This is a genomic window from Brevibacterium epidermidis NBRC 14811 (assembly GCF_001570805.1).
In the GTDB taxonomy this organism is placed as follows: Bacteria; Actinomycetota; Actinomycetes; order Actinomycetales; family Brevibacteriaceae; genus Brevibacterium; species Brevibacterium epidermidis.
In genome coordinates this window covers 44,662-63,809 of the sequence record NZ_BCSJ01000006.1, presented here as the reverse complement: position 1 = coordinate 63,809, position 19,148 = coordinate 44,662, and the positions used below count along the sequence as shown (strand labels likewise).

At 63.8% G+C, this 19,148-nt stretch carries 17 protein-coding genes and 1 tRNA gene; 4 read left to right on the top strand and 14 right to left on the bottom strand.

Annotated elements, in window-relative coordinates:
- Position 1: 1 nt before the first annotated feature.
- The 3 genes from BEP01S_RS04945 to BEP01S_RS04935 all read right to left on the bottom strand — a co-directional run bounded on the left by BEP01S_RS04945 (position 2) and on the right by BEP01S_RS04935 (position 2,219).
- A complete protein-coding gene (locus tag BEP01S_RS04945; RefSeq protein WP_062241108.1) occupies positions 2 to 508 on the bottom strand; it encodes a siderophore-interacting protein in 507 nt (168 codons plus the stop codon).
- A gap of 5 nt (positions 509 to 513) precedes the next feature.
- Positions 514 to 1,002 (bottom strand): DoxX family protein, encoded by a 489-nt coding sequence (locus BEP01S_RS04940; protein WP_039209537.1) that lies wholly within the window; start codon positions 1,000 to 1,002, stop codon positions 514 to 516.
- Between the two features lie 128 nt (positions 1,003 to 1,130).
- Complete coding sequence (locus BEP01S_RS04935; protein WP_062241218.1) at positions 1,131 to 2,219, bottom strand: CPBP family intramembrane glutamic endopeptidase; 1,089 nt, start codon at positions 2,217 to 2,219, stop codon at positions 1,131 to 1,133.
- 191 nt (positions 2,220 to 2,410) lie between these two features.
- Between BEP01S_RS04935 and BEP01S_RS04930 the strand changes: the two genes are divergently transcribed.
- Positions 2,411 to 3,958, top strand: coding sequence for an APC family permease (locus tag BEP01S_RS04930; RefSeq protein ID WP_083532546.1), 1,548 nt, complete (start codon positions 2,411 to 2,413; stop codon positions 3,956 to 3,958).
- Between the two features lie 82 nt (positions 3,959 to 4,040).
- Here BEP01S_RS04930 and BEP01S_RS04925 read toward each other — a convergent pair whose 3' ends face one another.
- A complete protein-coding gene (locus BEP01S_RS04925; RefSeq protein WP_062241105.1) occupies positions 4,041 to 4,553 on the bottom strand; it encodes a GNAT family N-acetyltransferase in 513 nt (170 codons plus the stop codon).
- A gap of 135 nt (positions 4,554 to 4,688) precedes the next feature.
- On the opposite strand from BEP01S_RS04925, the gene argG reads away from it, so the two are divergent.
- Positions 4,689 to 6,110, top strand: a complete 1,422-nt coding sequence (argG, locus tag BEP01S_RS04920; protein WP_039209531.1) for an argininosuccinate synthase — start codon at positions 4,689 to 4,691, stop codon at positions 6,108 to 6,110.
- A 178-nt stretch (positions 6,111 to 6,288) separates the two neighbouring features.
- Positions 6,289 to 7,038 carry a DNA alkylation repair protein gene (locus tag BEP01S_RS04915; RefSeq protein WP_244882072.1) on the top strand — a complete coding sequence of 250 codons (750 nt, stop codon included), beginning with the start codon at positions 6,289 to 6,291 and terminating at the stop codon, positions 7,036 to 7,038.
- Positions 7,039 to 7,050: 12 nt separating this feature from the next.
- Here BEP01S_RS04915 and BEP01S_RS04910 read toward each other — a convergent pair whose 3' ends face one another.
- Both BEP01S_RS04910 and BEP01S_RS04905 read right to left on the bottom strand, forming a co-directional pair.
- Positions 7,051 to 7,764 carry a hypothetical protein gene (locus tag BEP01S_RS04910; protein WP_062241101.1) on the bottom strand — a complete coding sequence of 238 codons (714 nt, stop codon included), beginning with the start codon at positions 7,762 to 7,764 and terminating at the stop codon, positions 7,051 to 7,053.
- Positions 7,765 to 7,884: 120 nt separating this feature from the next.
- Positions 7,885 to 7,957: transfer RNA gene (locus BEP01S_RS04905), tRNA-Arg, on the bottom strand.
- Between the two features lie 374 nt (positions 7,958 to 8,331).
- Here BEP01S_RS04905 and BEP01S_RS04900 point away from each other — a divergent pair.
- A complete protein-coding gene (locus BEP01S_RS04900; protein ID WP_062241099.1) occupies positions 8,332 to 10,164 on the top strand; it encodes a phosphoenolpyruvate carboxykinase (GTP) in 1,833 nt (610 codons plus the stop codon).
- Positions 10,165 to 11,153: 989 nt separating this feature from the next.
- Here BEP01S_RS04900 and BEP01S_RS04895 read toward each other — a convergent pair.
- The 8 genes from BEP01S_RS04895 to BEP01S_RS04860 all read right to left on the bottom strand — a co-directional run bounded on the left by BEP01S_RS04895 (position 11,154) and on the right by BEP01S_RS04860 (position 18,935).
- Complete coding sequence (locus BEP01S_RS04895) at positions 11,154 to 11,852, bottom strand: hypothetical protein (protein ID WP_062241097.1); 699 nt, start codon at positions 11,850 to 11,852, stop codon at positions 11,154 to 11,156.
- A gap of 236 nt (positions 11,853 to 12,088) precedes the next feature.
- Positions 12,089 to 12,322, bottom strand: coding sequence for a hypothetical protein (locus BEP01S_RS04890; protein WP_039209521.1), 234 nt, complete (start codon positions 12,320 to 12,322; stop codon positions 12,089 to 12,091).
- A complete protein-coding gene (locus tag BEP01S_RS04885; RefSeq protein ID WP_062241095.1) occupies positions 12,319 to 13,731 on the bottom strand; it encodes an inorganic phosphate transporter in 1,413 nt (470 codons plus the stop codon). Before BEP01S_RS04885 ends, BEP01S_RS04890 begins: the two co-directional genes overlap by 4 nt.
- Positions 13,732 to 13,958: 227 nt before the next feature.
- Positions 13,959 to 14,963 carry an Ldh family oxidoreductase gene (locus tag BEP01S_RS04880; protein ID WP_062241093.1) on the bottom strand — a complete coding sequence of 335 codons (1,005 nt, stop codon included), beginning with the start codon at positions 14,961 to 14,963 and terminating at the stop codon, positions 13,959 to 13,961.
- Positions 14,964 to 15,038: 75 nt separating this feature from the next.
- Positions 15,039 to 16,160: a proline racemase family protein gene (locus BEP01S_RS04875; protein ID WP_062241091.1), complete on the bottom strand. Its 1,122-nt coding sequence runs from the start codon at positions 16,158 to 16,160 to the stop codon at positions 15,039 to 15,041.
- A gap of 144 nt (positions 16,161 to 16,304) precedes the next feature.
- Positions 16,305 to 17,552 carry an FAD-dependent oxidoreductase gene (locus BEP01S_RS04870; protein WP_062241090.1) on the bottom strand — a complete coding sequence of 416 codons (1,248 nt, stop codon included), beginning with the start codon at positions 17,550 to 17,552 and terminating at the stop codon, positions 16,305 to 16,307.
- A 166-nt stretch (positions 17,553 to 17,718) separates the two neighbouring features.
- The gene (locus BEP01S_RS04865) at positions 17,719 to 18,321 is read right to left on the bottom strand and encodes an OmpA family protein (RefSeq protein WP_062241087.1); all 603 of its coding nucleotides are present in this window, start codon (positions 18,319 to 18,321) and stop codon (positions 17,719 to 17,721) included.
- Entirely contained in the window at positions 18,318 to 18,935 is a 618-nt protein-coding gene (locus tag BEP01S_RS04860; protein WP_083532545.1) for a hypothetical protein, read from the bottom strand. Before BEP01S_RS04860 ends, BEP01S_RS04865 begins: the two co-directional genes overlap by 4 nt.
- Between the last annotated feature and the right edge of the window lie 213 nt (positions 18,936 to 19,148).

Genomic DNA, 19,148 nt, shown 5'->3' with positions numbered 1-19,148 from the left:
GTCAGCCCGTGGGCTTGTCCGCGAACCAGTAGAACTGGGAGAACTGCTGCGAGCGCCCCAGACCCAGATCACCCTTGGCAAAGCGGCGGACGTCCTTGACCATGTTCCGCTCCCCTGCCGCCCAGACATACAGTCCTGCAGTGTCGAGGTCGAGTCTGCGAAGGTGATCGGCCACGGAACCATCTGTGCGGTGTTCCGGGGCCGCCTCGGCGCTCAAGCCCTCATCCACCCAATGCCAAGTCGCGTTCGGGTGCTCGGACTGTGGGAGTCCCGGCACCTCGGCAGGGTCGGCGGAGATCGCCACGGTGATCGTAACCTCGGCGGGTACGGCCTCGCACCAGGAATTGATGGCCGGGAGCGCGGTGAGGTCCCCCACGAGGAGGAGATGGGAGGTGTCGTCGGGCAGGTCGAGACGGGCTGGGGTGAGAGCGGCTTCGAAGATGCGGTGATAGATCTCGCGGATGACGGCCTGCGTCGGCGAGCGCGAGGACGAAGCCGTCCTCGACAAAATGGTCAGGCCTGTTTGAGGGCGCGCTTCTCCGCCTTCTTCGCAGCCTTCGCGGCGGCCTTGGCAGCCGCTTTGTCGATGGCCTTCTGGTTCTCACCGGCGCCGAGGAGGAGCAGCAGTCCGCCGAACGCGGCGAGGTTCTTCGAGAACTGTGTCTGGTGGGCCTTCGCCTCTCCGCCTTCCATCTCCCAGAAGGAGTGTCCGGCCAGAGTGGTCGGAATGAGGGAACCGGCGAGCGCGAGCGCCGAAAGGCGCGGCTTGATTCCGAGCAGCAGGGTGGTGCCGGCCAGGATCTGGACGCCGCCGTTGATGCGCACGAGCAGCTCGTTGTCTTCAGGGAGTCCCGGCACGTATTCGCGGATGGTATCCAGGGTCGATTCGGCCATCGCTGCCTTGCCTGCCGGATCCTTGACGGCTGAGTATCCGCCGCTGATGAAGATGGGGGCGGTGAACACGCGTCCGGCGGTCTGCAGCAGCGAAGGTCCGAAGGTCATATGAGACTCCTATAAGGATTGGGGTTCCGGTTGATCGGATTTTGAGCCTAGCCGACGCCGGGGCCGAGCCTCAAAATTCGAGGCCGGCCCAGGCGCGGTTCGCAGGTGACTGTGTACGTCGGCGTCGATCAGACGGCCTGTGCGTGCGCACTCGACTGCGGAGCATCCTCGGCGAGGGGCTTGGCCTTCTTGATTCCTAACTCCGGCTGCTTGCGGAACTGGCCGGTGGCGACGAGAACGACGATGACGATCGCGGAGACGATCCATCCGGCCACACCGAGGAACGCAACGAGGGCAGTGTCCGGAGTCTGCGCCCCTGCGTCGATGACCAGTCCCAGCAGCATGGCCCCGCAGCCGTTGAGCGCGGCGTGGGCGAACACGGCAGGCCAGACAGATCCGGTGCGCAGGCGCAGCCAGCCGAAGAGGATGCCGACCATGACGCAGCCGCCGACCATGAGGGCGAGTCCCGAGATGTCGGGGCGGCCGAAATTGTAGCCGAGCAGGATGAGCGGTGCATGCCACAGGCCCCAGACGACGCCGATGATGAGCAGTGCGGGCCAAGTGCCCAGGGGGCGCAGGCTGGTGAGCAACCATCCGCGCCAGCCGAATTCCTCACCGATGGTGACGACCACGTTGCCGGCCGAGCTGACGAGCATCATCAGCAGGTAGACGGCAATGGCGGCGGCAGTCGGCATTGTGTTCGCCCCGGGAATGGTCTCCAGCTGCGCTTTGAACCCGGACAGCCCGTCGAGGTCGAGTGTCAGCCAACCGAAGGCCGCGCTGACCAGGTACCCGAGGACGACGAGCACCATGATCCCGAAGAAGGAGGCGATGGCCATCCCGATGACTCGGCCGAAACTGCGCAGGGGCCAGAAGCCGAAGTAGCGTGGAGCGCTGGCCAGGGCTTCTCCCCTGGCGCGAGCCCGTCGCCGCTGGACGATGGAGGCGATGATGCTCGCGATGAGTGGGGTGAACATCATGGCGCTGCCGCAGGCGAGAAGCAGGACCGGGTCGCCGATCCCTTCGTCAGAGAACCACAGCGGCAGGCAGGCCAGCCACGCGAGGCCGAAAGCGGTGACGGCGAAGATGCCGAGCCCGAGCCACGGGACTCGGGTGGGCACGACGGCGAGCGGACGGCCTTTCGCGTCGACACCCTCGGCGGAAACTGGGGCAGTTGGGATCTCAAGGACTGCCTGATTGGGCGTCTGCGTGTTCACGATTCCTCCTCGTTCCTGCACCGTGACCAGCGATTCATCGATGGTCGGTGCCTGTGACTCCACGCTATGACTCACGATCGTTCGGCACCTCCGCCACGAGGATGAAATCGTGGTCAGCCGCGCGGACGAGAATCGGAGATACGATGCCATCAGCACAGAATCAACGACGATTCGAATGAAGGAACATCACCATGTCCGATCATCTCTCGGACGCCCAAAATCCCTCGGGCGTTCACAACTCCGGCGGCAGACAAGCCGGCGGCCACCTCTCCGATTCCGACCATCTGGCCGTCCTCGGCTACGGCGACTCATTCGAGCGGTCGATGAGCCCCTGGGCGAACTTCGCCCTCGGTTTCACGTACCTCTCACCGCTCGTCGGCGTCTACTCGCTGCTGGCAGTGGCCCTGTCGACCGGCGGGCCGCCGTCGATCTGGTGGATCGTCATCGTCGCCTGCGGGCAGCTGCTTGTGGCTCTCGTCTTCGGCGAGGTCGTCTCCCAATTCCCCATCGCCGGCGGGATCTACCCGTGGGCCAGGCGTCTGTGGAGCAAGCGGTACGCATGGATGGCCGCGTGGGTCTACATCTGCGCGCTCATCGTCACGATCACCTCGGTGGCGGAGTTCGGGGCGGGATTCCTCGCAAGTCTCTTTGGGCTCGAACTCAGCCGCAACACCACCCTCGTCCTTGCTCTGACGTTGCTCGTGCTGGCGCTGGCCATCAACTTCTCGGGCACGAAGTGGCTGGCCCGCATCGCACGCATCGGGCTCTTCGCCGAACTCATCGGCGTCATCGGGCTCGGGCTGTTCCTGCTCATCTTCGAACGCAAGCACAGCTTCTCCATCTTCTTCGACACCATGGGCACCGCCGGCGAAGGCAGCTACCTACCCGTGTTCCTGGGCGCCGCGGTCGCCGGACTCTTCCTCTTCTACGGCTTCGAAGCCTGCGGCGATGTCGCCGAGGAAGTGTCGAATCCAGCCCGCGGCATCCCCAAGGCGATGCTCATGACGATCTTCGTCGGAGCGGTCTCGGCCCTGTTCTCCTTCGGCGGTTACGTGCTCGCCGCCCCGAATCTCGAGGAGATCGTCGCCGGTGAAGTCGCCGATCCGATTCCCGCGATTCTCGTCGGCAGCCTCGGCGATGTCGGCGCGAAGATCTTCCTCGTCGTCGCGGTTCTCGCGTTCATCTCCTGCGTGCTCAGCCTGCAGGCCGCCGCATCGAGGCTGATCTTCAGCTTCGCCCGCGACGGGATGATGCCCGGCCACAAATGGCTGTCGAAGGTCACCGACGGGACGAAGATCCCGCACAACGCCCTCATCGTCGCCTGCACCGCACCCGCGCTGATCTGCGTGCTCATCTGGTTCAATGACGGAATCCTCGTCGCCGTGACCTCGTTCGCGATCCTCGGCATCTACCTCGCCTTCCAGATGGTCGTGCTCGGGGCGCTGAGGCAGAGGGTCAAGGGTTGGAAGCCCGCGGGACCGTGGTCACTGGGCGGCTGGGGCATCGTCGTCAATATCGCGGCCCTGGCCTATGGCATCTTCGCGATGATCCTGCTGTCGCTGCCGGGAGACTCCGGATCATTCTTCGCCGACTGGATCGTGCTCATCGGTCTGGTCGTCGTGCTGGTGGCCGGATTCATCTACCTGTTCACGGCCCGCCCCGATCGGAAGTCCGACGCTCCCGAGGGTGACGCCATCGCCGTCGCCGAGGCGATCCGAGCCCACCGTGCGAAACAGTAGGTGACACGGGGTCGGCTCAGTGCCTTCTGGTGAACGGGGCGAGCGGCAGCCTGGCGGGTGACCGCCGGGCTGCCGCTCGGGCTCAGACTCCGAACTCGGGAGCGAAGACCAGGGCGCCTGCGGGCACCTCGCCAGCCAGCGGCATTGCCATGAGTGCCTCGTCCGGGACGTCGACGTGGAGGGTGATGCCGAGCCCGGAGGCCGGTGTGAACCCGAAGCGCGGGTAGTACTCGGCGTGGCCGAGGACGACGGCGAATCCTTCACCGCGGCGGGCCGCCTCGGTCAGGAGCGCCTCGATGACAGCGGTGCCGGCGCCGGTGCGCTGCTGCTCGGGCCACACTGAACAAGGCGCAAGGCAGACTCCGGGAACTTCGCCGACGAAGCACCGGGACAGCATGGCGTGGGCGATGACCTCACTGTCGAGAACGCCGACGAACGACAGTCCCTCGTTCCCATTGCCGGACGCGCGCAGGGCATCGACAAGCTCGGCCTCGTCGACCTGACCGAAGGCGGCCGCGGTCAACGCGTGGATCGCGTCGATGTCGCCGGACGCCTCGGGGCGGATGGTGAACTGAGGTGCGGGAGGATTCGTCACCCGCTCACGATAGCAATGGGCGGGGCCACCTCGGCGAGATTGCGGGAATGCCACCGACCCACCCTACTCACATAAAAATACATTCCCATGCATAACAATTCGACAATCGCACCAAAGAGCCGTTACGCTGGTGTCATGTCGAAAGTACTGTCTTCGCTCCCAGTCGGTGAGCACGTTGGAATCGCCTTCTCCGGCGGACTGGACACCTCCTGCGCGGTCGCGTGGATGCGCCACAAGGGTGCCATCCCGTGCACGTACACGGCCGACATCGGCCAGTACGACGAACCCGACCTCGAATCGGTGACCGAGCGCGCCAAGGAATACGGTGCCGAGATCGCCCGCTTCGTCGACGCCAAGCGCCTGCTCGTGGAGGAGGGCTTCGTCGCCCTGCAGTGCGGTGCGTTCAACGTCCGCTCCGGCGGCAAGACCTACTTCAACACCACTCCCCTCGGCCGCGCCGTCACCGGCACGATGCTGGTGCGCGCCATGAAGGAAGACGGCGTCGACATCTGGGGCGACGGCTCGACCTACAAGGGCAACGACATCGAGCGGTTCTACCGCTACGGCCTCATGGCCAACCCGAAGCTGCGCATCTACAAGCCCTGGCTCGACTCCGCGTTCGTCGATGAGCTCGGCGGCCGGCAGGAGATGAGTGAATGGCTCGTCGAACACGGCTACCCTTACCGCGATTCGGCCGAGAAGGCGTACTCCACGGATGCGAACATCTGGGGCGCCACCCACGAGGCGAAGACGCTGGAGTTCCTCGACGCCGGACTCGACATCGTCGAACCGATCATGGGCGTCGCCGCCTGGCGCGATGACGTCGAGGTCAAGTCCGAAGAGGTCTCAGTCCGCTTCGAAGCCGGCCGGCCCGTCGCCATCAACGGCGAAGTCTTCGATGATCCCGTTGCCCTGGTCTTCAAGGCCAACGAGATCGGCGGCCGCCATGGTCTTGGCGTGTCCGACCAGATCGAGAACCGCATCATCGAGGCGAAGTCCCGCGGAATCTACGAGGCTCCGGGCATGGCGCTGCTGCACGTGACCTACGAACGCCTCCTCAACGCCATCCACAACGAGGACACCATCGCCCTCTACCACGAAGAGGGCCGCCGCCTCGGCCGCCGGATGTATGAGGGACGCTGGCTCGACCCGCAGTCGCTCATGCTCCGCGAATCCATGCAGCGGTGGGTCGCCTCGGCGATCACCGGCGAGGTCACCCTTCGCCTGCGCCGCGGCGACGACTACACGATCGTCAACACCGAGGGCCCGAACCTGTCCTACCACCCGGAGAAGCTGTCGATGGAGCGCGTGGGCGACTCCGCCTTCGGCCCCGAGGACCGCATCGGTCAGATGACCATGCGCAACCTCGACATCGCCGACTCGCGTGCCCGCCTCGAGCAGTACGCAGCCATGGGCATCGTGTCCGGCCCGACCTCGGAGCTCGTGGGCTCACTTGAGGCCGGAGGCGCCGAGGAGATCGCAAACTCGAACGCCGAGGTGGACGAGGCCAGCGACCTCGCCGGCCTGTCCGCAGCCTTCGACGCCGGCACGGACTGAGGTTCCGCGCCGGAGGTCCCCAAAAGCTTCCGGAGGTACCGCTCAGCATGAGACTCGCGGCCTCCGGTTGAGAACAGAGATCGGCCGGCAGGCGACTCCACGATCAGCATGATCGTCGGAGTCCGCCTGCCGGCCGTTTCGCATTCACCGCGGGGCCGGGCGTGGAATGATTCGTTCCATGACTTCCGATTCCCGGAGCAACGTCCAGTCCCTCGCCGAGGCGGTCGACCGAGATCTGCGTGCGCGTGGGCGCAACGAGCGCGCCGAGAAGGAGAAGGCCTATCTCAAGAGCGAGCTCATCCATTTCGGAGTGAGCGTCCCGGACACCCGTGCCGTCGTCCGTACGGCGCTGCGCGGTACGACGCTGAGCCACGACGAAGTCATCGACCTGGCGCGCTTGCTCTGGACTGCACCGCCCGGAGAAGCAGGACCGGTCCATGAACGTCGCGCCGCGGCCACGATGGTGCTCATCCAATCGAAGGACCGCCTCGGCGCCGAGGATGCGGACTTCATCGAGAGCCTGCTTCGTGAGGCGAAGACCTGGGCCCTCGTCGATCCTCTGGCCGGTGACCTCGTCGGACCATTGAGCGAACAGGATCCCGGCTTCGACCCTGTGCTCGAGCGCTGGGCGATCGACGAGGACTTCTGGATTCGCCGTTCAGCGCTGCTGGCGCACCTCGTTCCCCCGCGACAGGGACGCGGGGACTTCGACCGGTTCTCCCGGTTCGCCGATGCGATGCTCGAGGAGAAGGAGTTCTTCATCCGCAAGGCCATCGGCTGGGTGCTGCGCGATACTTCGCGCAAACGCCCCGACCTCGTCTACGACTGGATCCTCCCACGCGCTCACCGGACCTCTGGGGTGACGATTCGCGAAGCCGTCAAACGCCTGTCGACCGAGCAGCGTGAGGCCGTACTCGCCGCCAAGTGACCCGAGGTTCTACTACCTGACCCCGTCTCGACGGACCGGCGGGTGGCCGGGCATCTGGCGGTGTGCATCCTCGGGGTTGCCCGTCAGCTCGACGACTCCGCGGTCGAGCGCGGCCTGAGCCAGCTGCGGATACCCCGCCGCCGAGGCGGTCCGAGCGATGGTCTCGATCGCTGATTTCGCGGACTGCCGACCGGTCCCTGCGAACCAGATCCATCGGCCGTCGATCGACCGCGGAATCGGGTCGAGCGCCAGCGTGAAGCGCCTGCGCCCGCGCCTGGCATCTTCCGCCGAACAGGCAACGAAGTGGACGCCGTTCTTCGTCCACCACGACGCTCGCAGAGTCGACTGCGCCAGCTGTCCCTGCAGTCCGACCTCTTTGAGATACCTGTTTGCGCCGGCGACTCCGGCAATGCTGCCGGGCGTTATCTGCTGATAGGGAATGGCGTAGGGACGAATCCCCGGAGCAATGGAGCCGACAAGCATCCCGCGCTCACAGACGATGAGCCGCTCGCCCGAGAGATAGAGAAGGATCAGACCGAACATCACCGCGAAGATGATGCCGGGAGCAACCGCCAGCAGCGGCGTCTCTCCCGGGTTGATGAATGTCAGACCGGTGAAGAGCACCCATCCGAGGACGATTCCCGTCACGGCCTTCGGCCCTGGGCGGTCGGCGAAGACCTCGATGACCTCGCCGAGCTCCTCACGGTGACGACGGGCCTTTCTCATCGCAGTACTCAAGAGAACCCATCCTTCGGATCAACGGTCAGGCCGGCCAGACTCCCTGACTCCAGGCACACGAAAAAGTCCCTCACCGGCAATCCTGCCAGGTGAGGGACTTTCCTTCGGTGCGCCACGAGGGATTCGAACCCCCAACCTTCTGATCCGTAGTCAGATGCTCTATCCGTTGAGCTAGTGGCGCATGTCGCTCGGACTCACGCCCTGCAACTCGAACAACTATACACACCCGTTTCACCGAAGCTCAAATCGCATCCACGTGCGCTTCGCCACATTCGCGCTCACGGTCAGAACCGCCTCGGCGAGAGGGGATGAAATCGCAGATTTCAGCCAACGATCATCAATGAAACAATCAGTCAATTCATTGAAACGATACGTCATCCAATTGTTTCATTTACGTCAAACAGTGACTTGCTGTGATCCAATGCACATCTTCGAGTGACCGAAACGCGGGTTTTTCGCTTCCTCCCCCATCCTACGGTGGGTGTGTACCAACCGCTCGACGGATGCCAGCCGCCGGACAAGTAACCCCATTCTCGATTGACCAGGAGACCACTCATGACTGTCCTCGACCATGATGTCGTCGCTGACCAGCTGAAGAACGCACCGACCGCAAACAAGTCGGTGCTCTCGTTCGTCAGCCGGATCGCCGCCCTGACCACCCCGGACGACATCGTCTGGGTCGATGGTTCCGAAGCACAGAAGAACGAGATCGCTGAGAAGCTCGTCGAGGCCGGCACCATCCAGCGCGTGAACGGCACCAAGGACTCCTACTATGCGGCCTCCGACCCCGAGGACGTCGCCCGCGTAGAGGGCCGGACCTTCATCTGCTCCGAAGACGAGAAGGATGCCGGTCCGCTCAACAACTGGGTCGCTCCTGCGGAGATGAAGGAAACCCTCAACCCGCTGTTCGAGGGCGCGATGCGCGGTCGCACCATGTACGTCATCCCCTTCGTCATGGGCCACGCCGAGGCGGACCAGCCGATGTTCGGCATCGAGGTCACCGATTCGGCCTACGTCGTGCTCTCCATGCTCGTCATGGCTCGCTCTGGCAAGTACGCCCTCGATGCGATCGACGCCCAGGACGGGAAGTTCGTCGAGTGCGTCCACTCCGTCGGCGCCCCGCTGGAAGAGGGACAGGAAGACGTCGCCTGGCCTTGCAACACCACGAAGTACATCACCCACTTCCCCGAAGATCGCGCCATCTGGTCCTACGGATCCGGCTACGGCGGCAACGCTCTGCTGGGCAAGAAGTGCTACGCGCTGCGCATCGCCTCCGCGATCGCTCGCGACGAGGGCTGGCTGGCCGAGCACATGCTCATTCTCAAGCTGACGAACCCCGAAGGCGTCGTCAAGTACGTCGCTGCCGCGTTCCCGTCGGCCTGCGGCAAGACCAACCTCGCCATGATCGAACCGACCATCCCCGGCTGGAAGGCCGAGACCCTCGGTGACGACATCGCGTGGATGCGCTTCGGCGAGGACGGCCAGCTCTACGCCGTCAACCCCGAGTTCGGACTCTTCGGCGTTGCCCCGGGCACCGGTTACACGACGAACCCGACCGCGATGCGCGCCATCGAGGCAGGCGGCAACATCTTCACCAACGTCGCCCTGACCGACGACGGTGACGTGTGGTGGGAAGGCAAGACCGACGAGGCACCTGCTCACCTCACCGACTGGAGGGGCAACGACTGGACTCCCGAGTCCGACACCCCCGCCGCTCACCCGAACTCGCGCTTCTGCACCCCGATCGCGAACGTGCCGACTCTGGCGCCCGAGTGGACCAACCCGAACGGTGTGCCGATCTCGGCCATCCTCTTCGGCGGACGCCGCAAGACCACGATGCCGCTCGTGACCGAGACCAAGGACTGGACGCACGGCGTGTTCATGGGTTCGGTGCTCTCCTCGGAGACCACCGCTGCCGCCACCGGTGCCGTCGGTGTCGTTCGCCGCGATCCCATGGCGATGCGCCCGTTCATCGGCTACAACGTCGGTGACTACCTGCAGCACTGGATCAACATCGGCAACACCGAGGGTGCCCAGCTGCCGAAGATCTTCTACGTCAACTGGTTCCGCCGCGACGATGACAACTCGTTCCTGTGGCCCGGATTCTCCGAGAACTCACGTGTTCTCAAGTGGGTCTTCGAGCGCGTCACCGGCACCGCCGATGCTCAGGAATCCCCGCTCGGCCTCACCCCGGTCGAAGGCGGCCTGGACACCGAAGGCCTCGACTTCACCGACGAGCAGCTGCGCAAGGCTCTCGCCATCAAGCCCGAAGAGTGGGAGACCGAACTCGGCCTCATCGAGGAATGGTACGCCGAGCTCGGCGATTCGGTTCCGGCCGAACTCCGCGCCGAGGTCGAAAACCTCCGCCAGCGCCTCGGCCTCGCCTGAGCCGCTTGAGTGAGTCTCTTGGCTGAGTTGCCGACGGCCTGAGCCGTCCGCTCATCGACAATCCCCCAACCGCCGCCGAGGTGGTTGGGGGATTGTCGTGTTCCGTGGAGGATGTGCGGGCTCAGCGGTGCGCCGGTGTGCGCCACGTGAACCTCACGGAGAAACACCAACACATCACGCGGCCGCGCCTTGAGTTCCCTCAATACACGGTAGGTGACCATCTCCGGCTTCTTGGCCTTGCCGATCAGCGCGTTCTGATGAACAGCCGCCCCACGAGCAGTGATCGTCACGATCAGTGCGTCGGGAATCGCCCCTCTCCTCCACTGGAACTCTCCCCCGATGTCCACGACGCCTGACCACGGCGTTGCGAACTGCCTGACCTGTCCGCCCGGTTTCCACCGTGAGGACTCCACTCCCCACCGCGAGACGACCAACTGTGGTCGCACAAAGGGAAAGACGAAAGTCCACAACACCGCTCCGAAGCCGAACATCACCAAACCGATGGCGAAAACCAGCATGAAGAGCAACAGGATCCATCCGCCGAAATCAGGGGACATTGGGTTCAAGGTCGACCCTGGGGTGACGGTGAACATGAGGATGATCGCTCCGACGAACAGCCAGCAGACGAGCGCGAGAGCGAATGTCTTAACAAGGTTCGTTCGCAGTACGATGCGTCCATCGCGCCGCATCGCTGCATGCCATTGGTCGATGCGCCGCCGATTGGCTTTGTTGATCTCTTTCTGCAGATCGGCGGCATGTTGCGAATTGTGCGGCGGAATTCTCACAAGACGAGTCTAGGCGGAAGCCGCCGGCCGCCCAGCAAACGCGCCACGCAACTCCCGAGGGTATCGCGCAGCTGCCCTACCCGAAGCACTCCGGTGCAAACTCTTGGGCGTTCTACACCGTCGCAGCGTCAAAACGCCTCGGTGCAACGGCAGGAAGTGGAGCTAACGAGAGAAATCACCGTTGCGAGTGCCGCGCGCACGTTGTCATTTCGCAAATTGTTCCTGTGCTTGGAGCAGGAACGCCAGTCTTTCGCTTGAGCCCCCCCCTCGCAGAAGAAGACTGAGGAGATAGGTTCTCTGCCCATCAGAAGCTGCTCTGAGGCTTTTCTTGCGAGGCAGCAGCAGAGTGTTCTTCACCGTCGGCCCGGACGCGGTGATCCGAACGTGAAGTATCGGACGCAACGGCCACATTCGTGGCTCCATCGTGTGAGGGGAGAACCCGTCGATGAGGTCTATGTCAGCCCAAGCCGCAGAGAATTGGGTAAAGCTGCCTCCTGGAACCCACCAGATGGTGCGGATTCCCCACCGCGAGACTATGGTCCGAGGTCGGAGCAGCGGAATAGCGACAGTGAACATCAGAGCACCAGTTACCGACACCGCTAGCCCAACTGCGAAGAGGGCACCGGAGAGTATCGAGACCGCCCAACTGCTCGGAGTCTCGAGTGGCTCCCACACGGGAATCCAGATCGGCGCCGGTGTTCCCACAAATGGCAGCGCAAAGAAGACGGAAAGCGCCCACGAGATCAGAGCAAATCCCAGGGTCTTGAAGAATCCGGTCCGCAGCACCGTCTGCCCGGTCCGATTGAGCTCCTCGACCCAGCGACCGACACGTTCTGAATCTGCCTCGCCTATCGCATTGCGCACATAGGCGGGCAGCTCATCGCCCGTATCCGAATGCCCCATGGACGGAAGTCTATTTGCTCGTCTCCACTGACCACGTGGAAGTACGCCGCGGGCACACCCCCGCGGCAACGCTGTTCCCTCACGCGTCTTACACCCAAGAGGTAGTCGCAGAACACCGTCGCAGCGTCAAAACGCCTCGGTGCAACTGTAGGAGTTGCGGCTAGAGGTGACCGATGGCAATCCAGCGGTGCGTTATGACGCGAACGGTGAGAGATGCTCACCGGACCAGGTGAGCGTCAGGCGCCGTGGAGGGCGGGAACGATGAGGTAGACGCCGAGCAGCACGACTGCGCCGCAGATTCCGAAGACCGACCAGTAGGCGACCGGCAGTCCTGCCCCGCCGCGACCCTCCTCGACCCGGTCAAGGTGCGTGGCGCGCATCCGCACTGCGAGAGAGAACAGTGTGATGACGATGATGGCCGAGACCCATGTCGCGGCCGCAACGATGGCGAACGAACTCCACTCGATCATTTCGCGTCTCCCTTATCGCTCGCATCTGACCGGCCCGCATCAGCTCCGGCGTTCGAGGCACGATCAGCATCAGAACCGTTCGCTGAAGTCTTTTCCGAAGACGCGGTGCCCGAAGGAATGTCGACCTCGACGGCCCCGTTCTTCTTGGCGCCACGGCGGGCACGGCGCTTCTTTTTGGCCGCCTGCTTCTCTTCCCAGGCCTCGTAGCGAGCTTCGCGCTTCGCCTGGGCACGCTTGCGGTTACGGTCCTTGCGCAGCTTGCGCTTGCGGCCGCGGATGTTGACGGCTTCGCCGACGGTGTCGAAGTTCGAGATGTCGGTCTCCTGGACCCGACGGGAGCTGATGTAGATCCACAGCACCACGATGACGGCAATGACCGTATCGATGACAACTCCGACCGTCCCCAGGTGAGCGATGCCGGCAGCGATTCCGCCGACGATCGCGGCAGCGGGAATCGTCAGCAGCCAACCGGAGGCGATGCGTCCGGCAGTCGACCACTGAACGTCGGCGCCCTTGCGGCCGAGTCCCGAACCGAGCACCGAACCGGAGGCCACCTGCGTCGTCGACAGTGCGAAGCCGAGGTGCGAAGAAGCGAGGATGGCTGCTGCCGTCGACGTCTCAGCCGACAGCCCCTGTGCGGCCTTGACCGTCGTCAGCTTCGTTCCGAGAGTGTCGATGATGCGCCAGCCGCCGACGTAGGTGCCCAGCGCGATCGCCAGGGCACACGAGGTGATGACCCAGAGGTGCGGGCCGGTGCCGTGCTCCTGCAGGTTCGCTGAGACGAGCACGAGGGTGATGACGCCCATCGTCTTCTGTGCGTCGTTCGTTCCGTGGGCGAGCGCGACCAGCGAGGACGAGAAGATCTGCCCGTATTTGAACGGTCCGCGGCGAGCGGTCTTGCCCTCTTCGTTGCGGCGGGTGATCGCATAGGCGATGCGGGTGCACAGGTAGGCGCTGAAGCCGGCGATGAGCGGAGCCGCCAGAGCCGGGATGACCACCTTGGACAGGAACACGCCGTAGTCGACGGAGCTGAGTCCGGCACCGACGATGGCCGCACCGATGAGGCCGCCAAAGAGTGCGTGGGACGAAGATGACGGAAGACCGAAGCGCCACGTCGCCATGTTCCAGATGATGGCACCGATGAGTCCGGCGAGGATGAAGTCGGGGCTGATCTGGACTCCCCCGTCGCCTTCTTTGATAATGCCGCCGGAGATGGTCTTGGCCACCTCGGTGGAGAGGAAGGCGCCGACGAGGTTGAGGATCGCGGCGAGCGTGACCGCCGTCTTCGGTTTGATGGCCCCGGTCGCGATCGGGGTGGCCATGGCATTGGCCGTATCGTGAAAGCCATTGGTGAAGTCGAAGAACAGTGCCAGTGCGATGACGAGCACGACGACGAAGATGATTTCCACTAATCGACCTTGGGTGTAGACACTATTCGGACCGTGGATGATGCAGCTGACGGCCAGCCATCACTATCCCGCAGAAGTCTACCCACAGATTCAACTGCTCTTCACCCGCAATTCGACCCTACTCCACCTGATTCACCTTTTGTTCACTTTTGACGTGCGCAAACGGGCCCCACCCGGCTGAGAGTGCAATTCCTCTCACATTCCGAACGGGGCCCGTCCACAGCAGTTCAGTCGAAGAGGGAGCGGATCGTGTCGGTGATGGGAATTCCCCGTTCGGCCGCCTCGGCGCGGTTGGCATAGCGACGATCACCGGGCTGACGATCCATGCCCGCATCGCGAAGCATATCGACGAAACCGCGCACCCGAGCGAGATAGGCATCGTTGCCGCCGCGCTCGGGGTCGATGACGATGAAGAGCTGCCCCGTACGGAAAGTGTGGGCACCTTCGGGGGCCTCCGCGTCGATCTCAAAAGTGAAGGCACCGCCGGTCAGCCCTGCCGCCAGCGTTTCGATCATGAACGACAGCAGCGCGCCCTTGTGCCCGCCGATGGGACGAATTCCGCCCCCGTCGAGGATGGCGTTCGGATCCGTGGTGTCCGCACCGGTCGAGTCGACTCCGGTCCCGACCGGAACCTCCTGGCCCTCGGCCCGCAGCAGCTGCAGGTCCCCGTGGGACATCGACGACGTGGAGAAGTCGAAGACGATGGGGTCCGCGTCAGCCACGGGGGTGGCGAAGCCGAATGGATTCGTGCTGAAGACCGGGCGGGTTGCCCCCTCTGGGACGACTGCGAGTTTGCCGCTGGCGATCATCCCCATTGCCACTCGACCGTCGCGGGCAAAGGATTCGAGGTCGGGCCACAGGGCACTGAAGTGATGGGTGTTGCGCAGCGCGATGACGGCGACGCCGGTATCGCTGAGCGCCTGATCGATCTGCGGCTGCGCCTCGGCGAGCGCGGGCTGGGCGAAGCCGTTGCGTCCGTCGATGCGGATATAAGAGGGACCGACAATGTCGATGTTCGCCTCGGCGGCCCCGTCCGCCCAACCGCGGGTCAGAGAATCGAGGTAGCCGGCCACCCGGAAGACTCCGTGGCTGAGAGTGCCGTCGCGTTCACAGGTCGCGCAGTTGGTCGCCAGCACCTTCGCAACAGCAGAAGAGGCTCCTGCGGCGGTGAGCTTGGCTTCGATGGCCGAGACAAGATCGTCGAAAGAGATTCTGTCGGGTTCGTTCGTCATTGTGCGCTCCTCATGTACGGCGAATCGTGTCGGCTTCGACCACTTCCCTTAACCAGCAGACTACCGTTCGTCCCGTCATCGGCCCTGCGGTTCCGTGTTCGCTCCTCCGCTGTCGGCTGCTGGTTTCGCCGCCGTCGTTCCGCTGTTCCAGATGTCGCCGACTGTGTAGCCGATCGGAAACGGATCATCGGCTTCGAGCACGAGCTGCTGGAACCCTGTGATCCAGCCTCGCCCGGTGATCGAAGGGGTCACGGCCGGTATTCCGCCGACTTCGGTCTCCTCTTTCACCACGGCAGTGAAGGTCGTACCCATCATCGATTCATGAACGAATCGTTGGCCGACAGGCAGTTCGCCGCGGGCGTGCATGGCCGCCACTCGACCGCTCGTCCCAGTGCCGCAGGGGGAACGGTCGAAAGTTCCGGTCCACGTGTTCGGATCGTCGAGGTCGACGGGGCCGTTGGGCAGGACGACCGCGTTGCGCCCGTCGGTGCCCGCTGTCCGAGCCGGGCAGTGGATCATCGGCAGACCGATCGAATCGATCTCGGGCAGGAGCGGATGTCGTACCGTGAAGGTCTCGTTCGCAGCCTGTCGCATCACGCTGGCGGCCCGGATGATCTCCTTGGCATTGCCCGGATCAAGATCCACGCCGAGGCTGTCCGCCGAAGTCTGTACGTAGAACTGACCGCCGAAGACGATGTCGACGGGGATCGTCCCGTACCCGGGCACCTCGAGAGGCAGGTCGAGTCCGTGGACGAAGGCCGGCACGTTGTCGAAGGTCACCGACTTCGCCCGGCCCGCCTCCACCTCGGCGCGAACAGTGACGACACCGGCGGCGGTATCGACCCGCAGCTCGGTGACCGGTTCGCTGACGTCCACGGACCCGGTTTCGATGAGCGCTGTGACGGTGCAGATGAGGTTCGACCCGGACATAGGTTTGAACCCGCCCTGTTCCATGACGATCATCCCGAAGTCGCAGCTCGGATCCGCCGCAGGCACAACGATCGGCGAGCACAGGCCGGGATAGCCGCGGGGTTCGTGGAGGATGATGTTCCGGAAGTCGTCAAGATGCTCTTCGCAGTAGCGCAGCTTCTCAGCCATCGTCGCACCTTTGACCCGCAGTCCCGAGCCGATGAGCACTCGACCGGGTTCACCGGCTGCGTGGACATCCACGGCCTGGATGAGCTGTCTGTTCTTCACGTTCCCTCGTCTCTGCTCGGGTCTTCAGCCCACGACTCCGACGCCGTTGAACTGCTGTGCCTTCATGTGGCTTCTCCTGTTGTCTGTCCGGGACTGTGAGGTGTGGGTGCTGCGAGTGCGCCGAAGCCACTCGACAGCGGGCATTCAGAACCGATTCGGAGACACACGGGCGAGCAGTTCGTCCGGCAGCGTCGAGCTCCCGTCAGTCATGAGTCCGGCAAGCAGCCGAGCAGATCCTGGTGCCAGCGTCAGACCGAGCATCGAATGTCCGGAGTTGATAAAGGCGTTCTTCACGGAGTCGAGGCGTCCGATGACGGGTAGGCCATCAGGAGTCATGGGACGCGACCCGGCCCATGGAGCCATTTCTCCCCGGCCGTCGCCCCAACCAGCGAATGCCTCCTGAGCCGCTCGGCGGATCGCGTCGATGCGAACCTCGTTGACATTGTCATCCGTGCTGCCGAACTCCATGGTGCCGGCCAGTCTGAGCATGCCGTTCAGCGGAGTGACTGCGACCCTGGCGTCTTCGAGAGTCAACGATGTGCGCAGCTGAATCGGCGCCGGTGAGTAGTCGATGCTGTAGCCCTTGCCAGAGTAGATCGGAATGCTCTGACCGAGGTGTCTGGCCAAAGTGCCTGACGGGACGCCGGCGGAGATGACAAGAGCATCAGTTGTGATGACCTCGGCGTCGGAGGTGACGACTGCGGTGACGCTGTCTCCGGAGCGGACGAAGCGTCCGATGCTTGTGTTCTCTCGCACGACTACGCCGAGATCGGAGAGTTTATTCAGAAGGCCCTGTGTCAGGGAATCGGGTTCGATCTGTCGGTCGGCGGAGAAGAAGAGTCCGTGACGGATGCGATCGCTCAGTGCCGGTTCGGCTTCGCGAACGTCATCGTCGTGGAGGATTTGCGGGTGGTGGCCGGCGGCCTCGAAAGCGGGCAGGCTCACGCAGTGTTCGTCGAAGCGTTCCCGAGTCTCGAAAGCCAGCAGCACACCGCGGTCGTGCATCTCGAAGTCGATGCCCTGGGCCTGGTATTCATCGAAGAGGTCGTTCGCATCCTCGCCGAGGCGCAGGTGCAGGTCGAGACCGGCTTCGAAGTCACGCGCATTGCAGTGTGTGGCCATCCGCAGCAGGAATCTGAGATAGCCGGGCGCCAGCGACGGCCGGATCGACAGCGGACTGTCGGGTTTGAGCATCCATCGGATCCCCTGAAGCAGAACCCCAGGGGCAGGAACCGGAGTGCTTTCGGCGATGGCGATCTTCGCAGCATTCCCGTGGGAGGCGCCCGCACCGCAGCGCGCCGCTTCGATGACGGTGACCTCGTGTCCACGCTGCGCCAGTTCCAATGCGCTGGTCAGCCCGACCACACCGCCTCCGACGATGACTGTCTTCATTCGGTCGCCCTCCGTTGGTCCCCGAACCGGCTGCTTCGCCGCCGGATCAGGGCCGACGTCACCGAAGTTGCCTCATGTATGACCATCTATTGAACGAGACGCTATGCAGTGCTGGCAGGTTCGTCAATAGTCTCAGCCGCTCCTCCCGAACAGCCCAAGATCAGGCTCAGTCTTCGTAGCGGATTTCGACGCGACGGTTCTTCGCCCGACCCTCGGCGTCGTCTTTGCCGTTTTTCTCATTCGACGCAACGGGTTCGGACTCCCCGAAGCCCTTTGCTTTCACGTCGAGGTCCGAATTCTCTGCGGTGAGCACCTCGGCGACGGCCTTCGCGCGGTCTTCGGAGAGCTTCTTGTTGTAGTCGTCCTCGCCCTTGGAATCCGTATGCCCGCCAACGGTGATCTCGGAGTCGGTCGGCAGATCCGTTACGAGCTCCTTGATCTTCTTCGTCGCCGTGTCGCTCAGTTCGGACGAATCGAAGTCGAAGAGGATGTCGGTGTCGAGTGTGACCACGGTGTCGCCGCCGCTGGCCTTCGTCGTTTCGACATCCTCGATGCCTTTATCCAGATCATAGATTTCCGGCTCGAGCTCGACGATGCTCTCGTCGATCTGCGACTGGTCGGGATCGGTGAAGTCCTCAGGCGTCGGGGCATCTCGATTGGCGATGTCCTGCGAAGTCACAGACTCTGCGAACGCGAATGCGGGTGGGCCGGCGACGACGAGGCCCGCCGCAAGGATCACCGCTGCAGGACCGGAAGCTGCCGGCTTCACGAGATCTTCACTCCGGTGGCGAGGTTCATGCCGTCGACGACAGAGACCTCGACTTCATCGACATCCTGAGGTGGAGCCGCGAAGACTGCGAACGCGTAGTGAGTCTGACCGGGTTTGAACTTCGTCTGTTGGACATTCGTCTGCGCTCGCTGCGGGAACTTATCCAACACATTGTGCTTGCGCAGGTTCTGCGAGTCGACAAGGAACGGCGCCCAGCTCCCACCAAGATAGCCGTAGAGATCGTCGCCGTCGTCATCCTCGTCGCTCTGATCAGAGTTCACTGTGAACGCGAACTGTGCCACGACAGTTTCGCCCTGACGTTTCAGAGGAAACAGCTCGACAGTCATCGTCGCTTTCTCGTCGCCGTCAACGGCGGCGGGAATCTCCTGGGAGGCGACAGGATCGGGAAGATCATTCGGGTCGAGGCCGGCCGCCTCGGCGGATCCGGATTCGCCCTTCGAACCTGCGGCCTCATCGGTCTCCTGCGAAGCCCCTTGAGACTGAGCATCGTCAGGGTTGGGCTGCTCCGCGTCGTCTCCGGACGAGCAAGCGGCCAAGGTCAGGGCAAGAGAAGCGGCGGCAGCGGACAAAGCTGTCCTGCGGATCAGGGGCATGGCGATGGGAGTTCTCCTCAGAAGTCGCCGGAGCAGCATCTCTGCTGGTGAGCTCCGGTGGTGGGGACGGACGCGGATCACCATACCCGGGACAGGTGAACTTTCACTACATCGAACGTAAGTCGAGACGAACAAAGGCGTCGGTACTCGCGGGCAAACGCGATTCTGTGGGAACGCAAGAACCCCTGCGCCCGAATTCACATCGGATCGCAG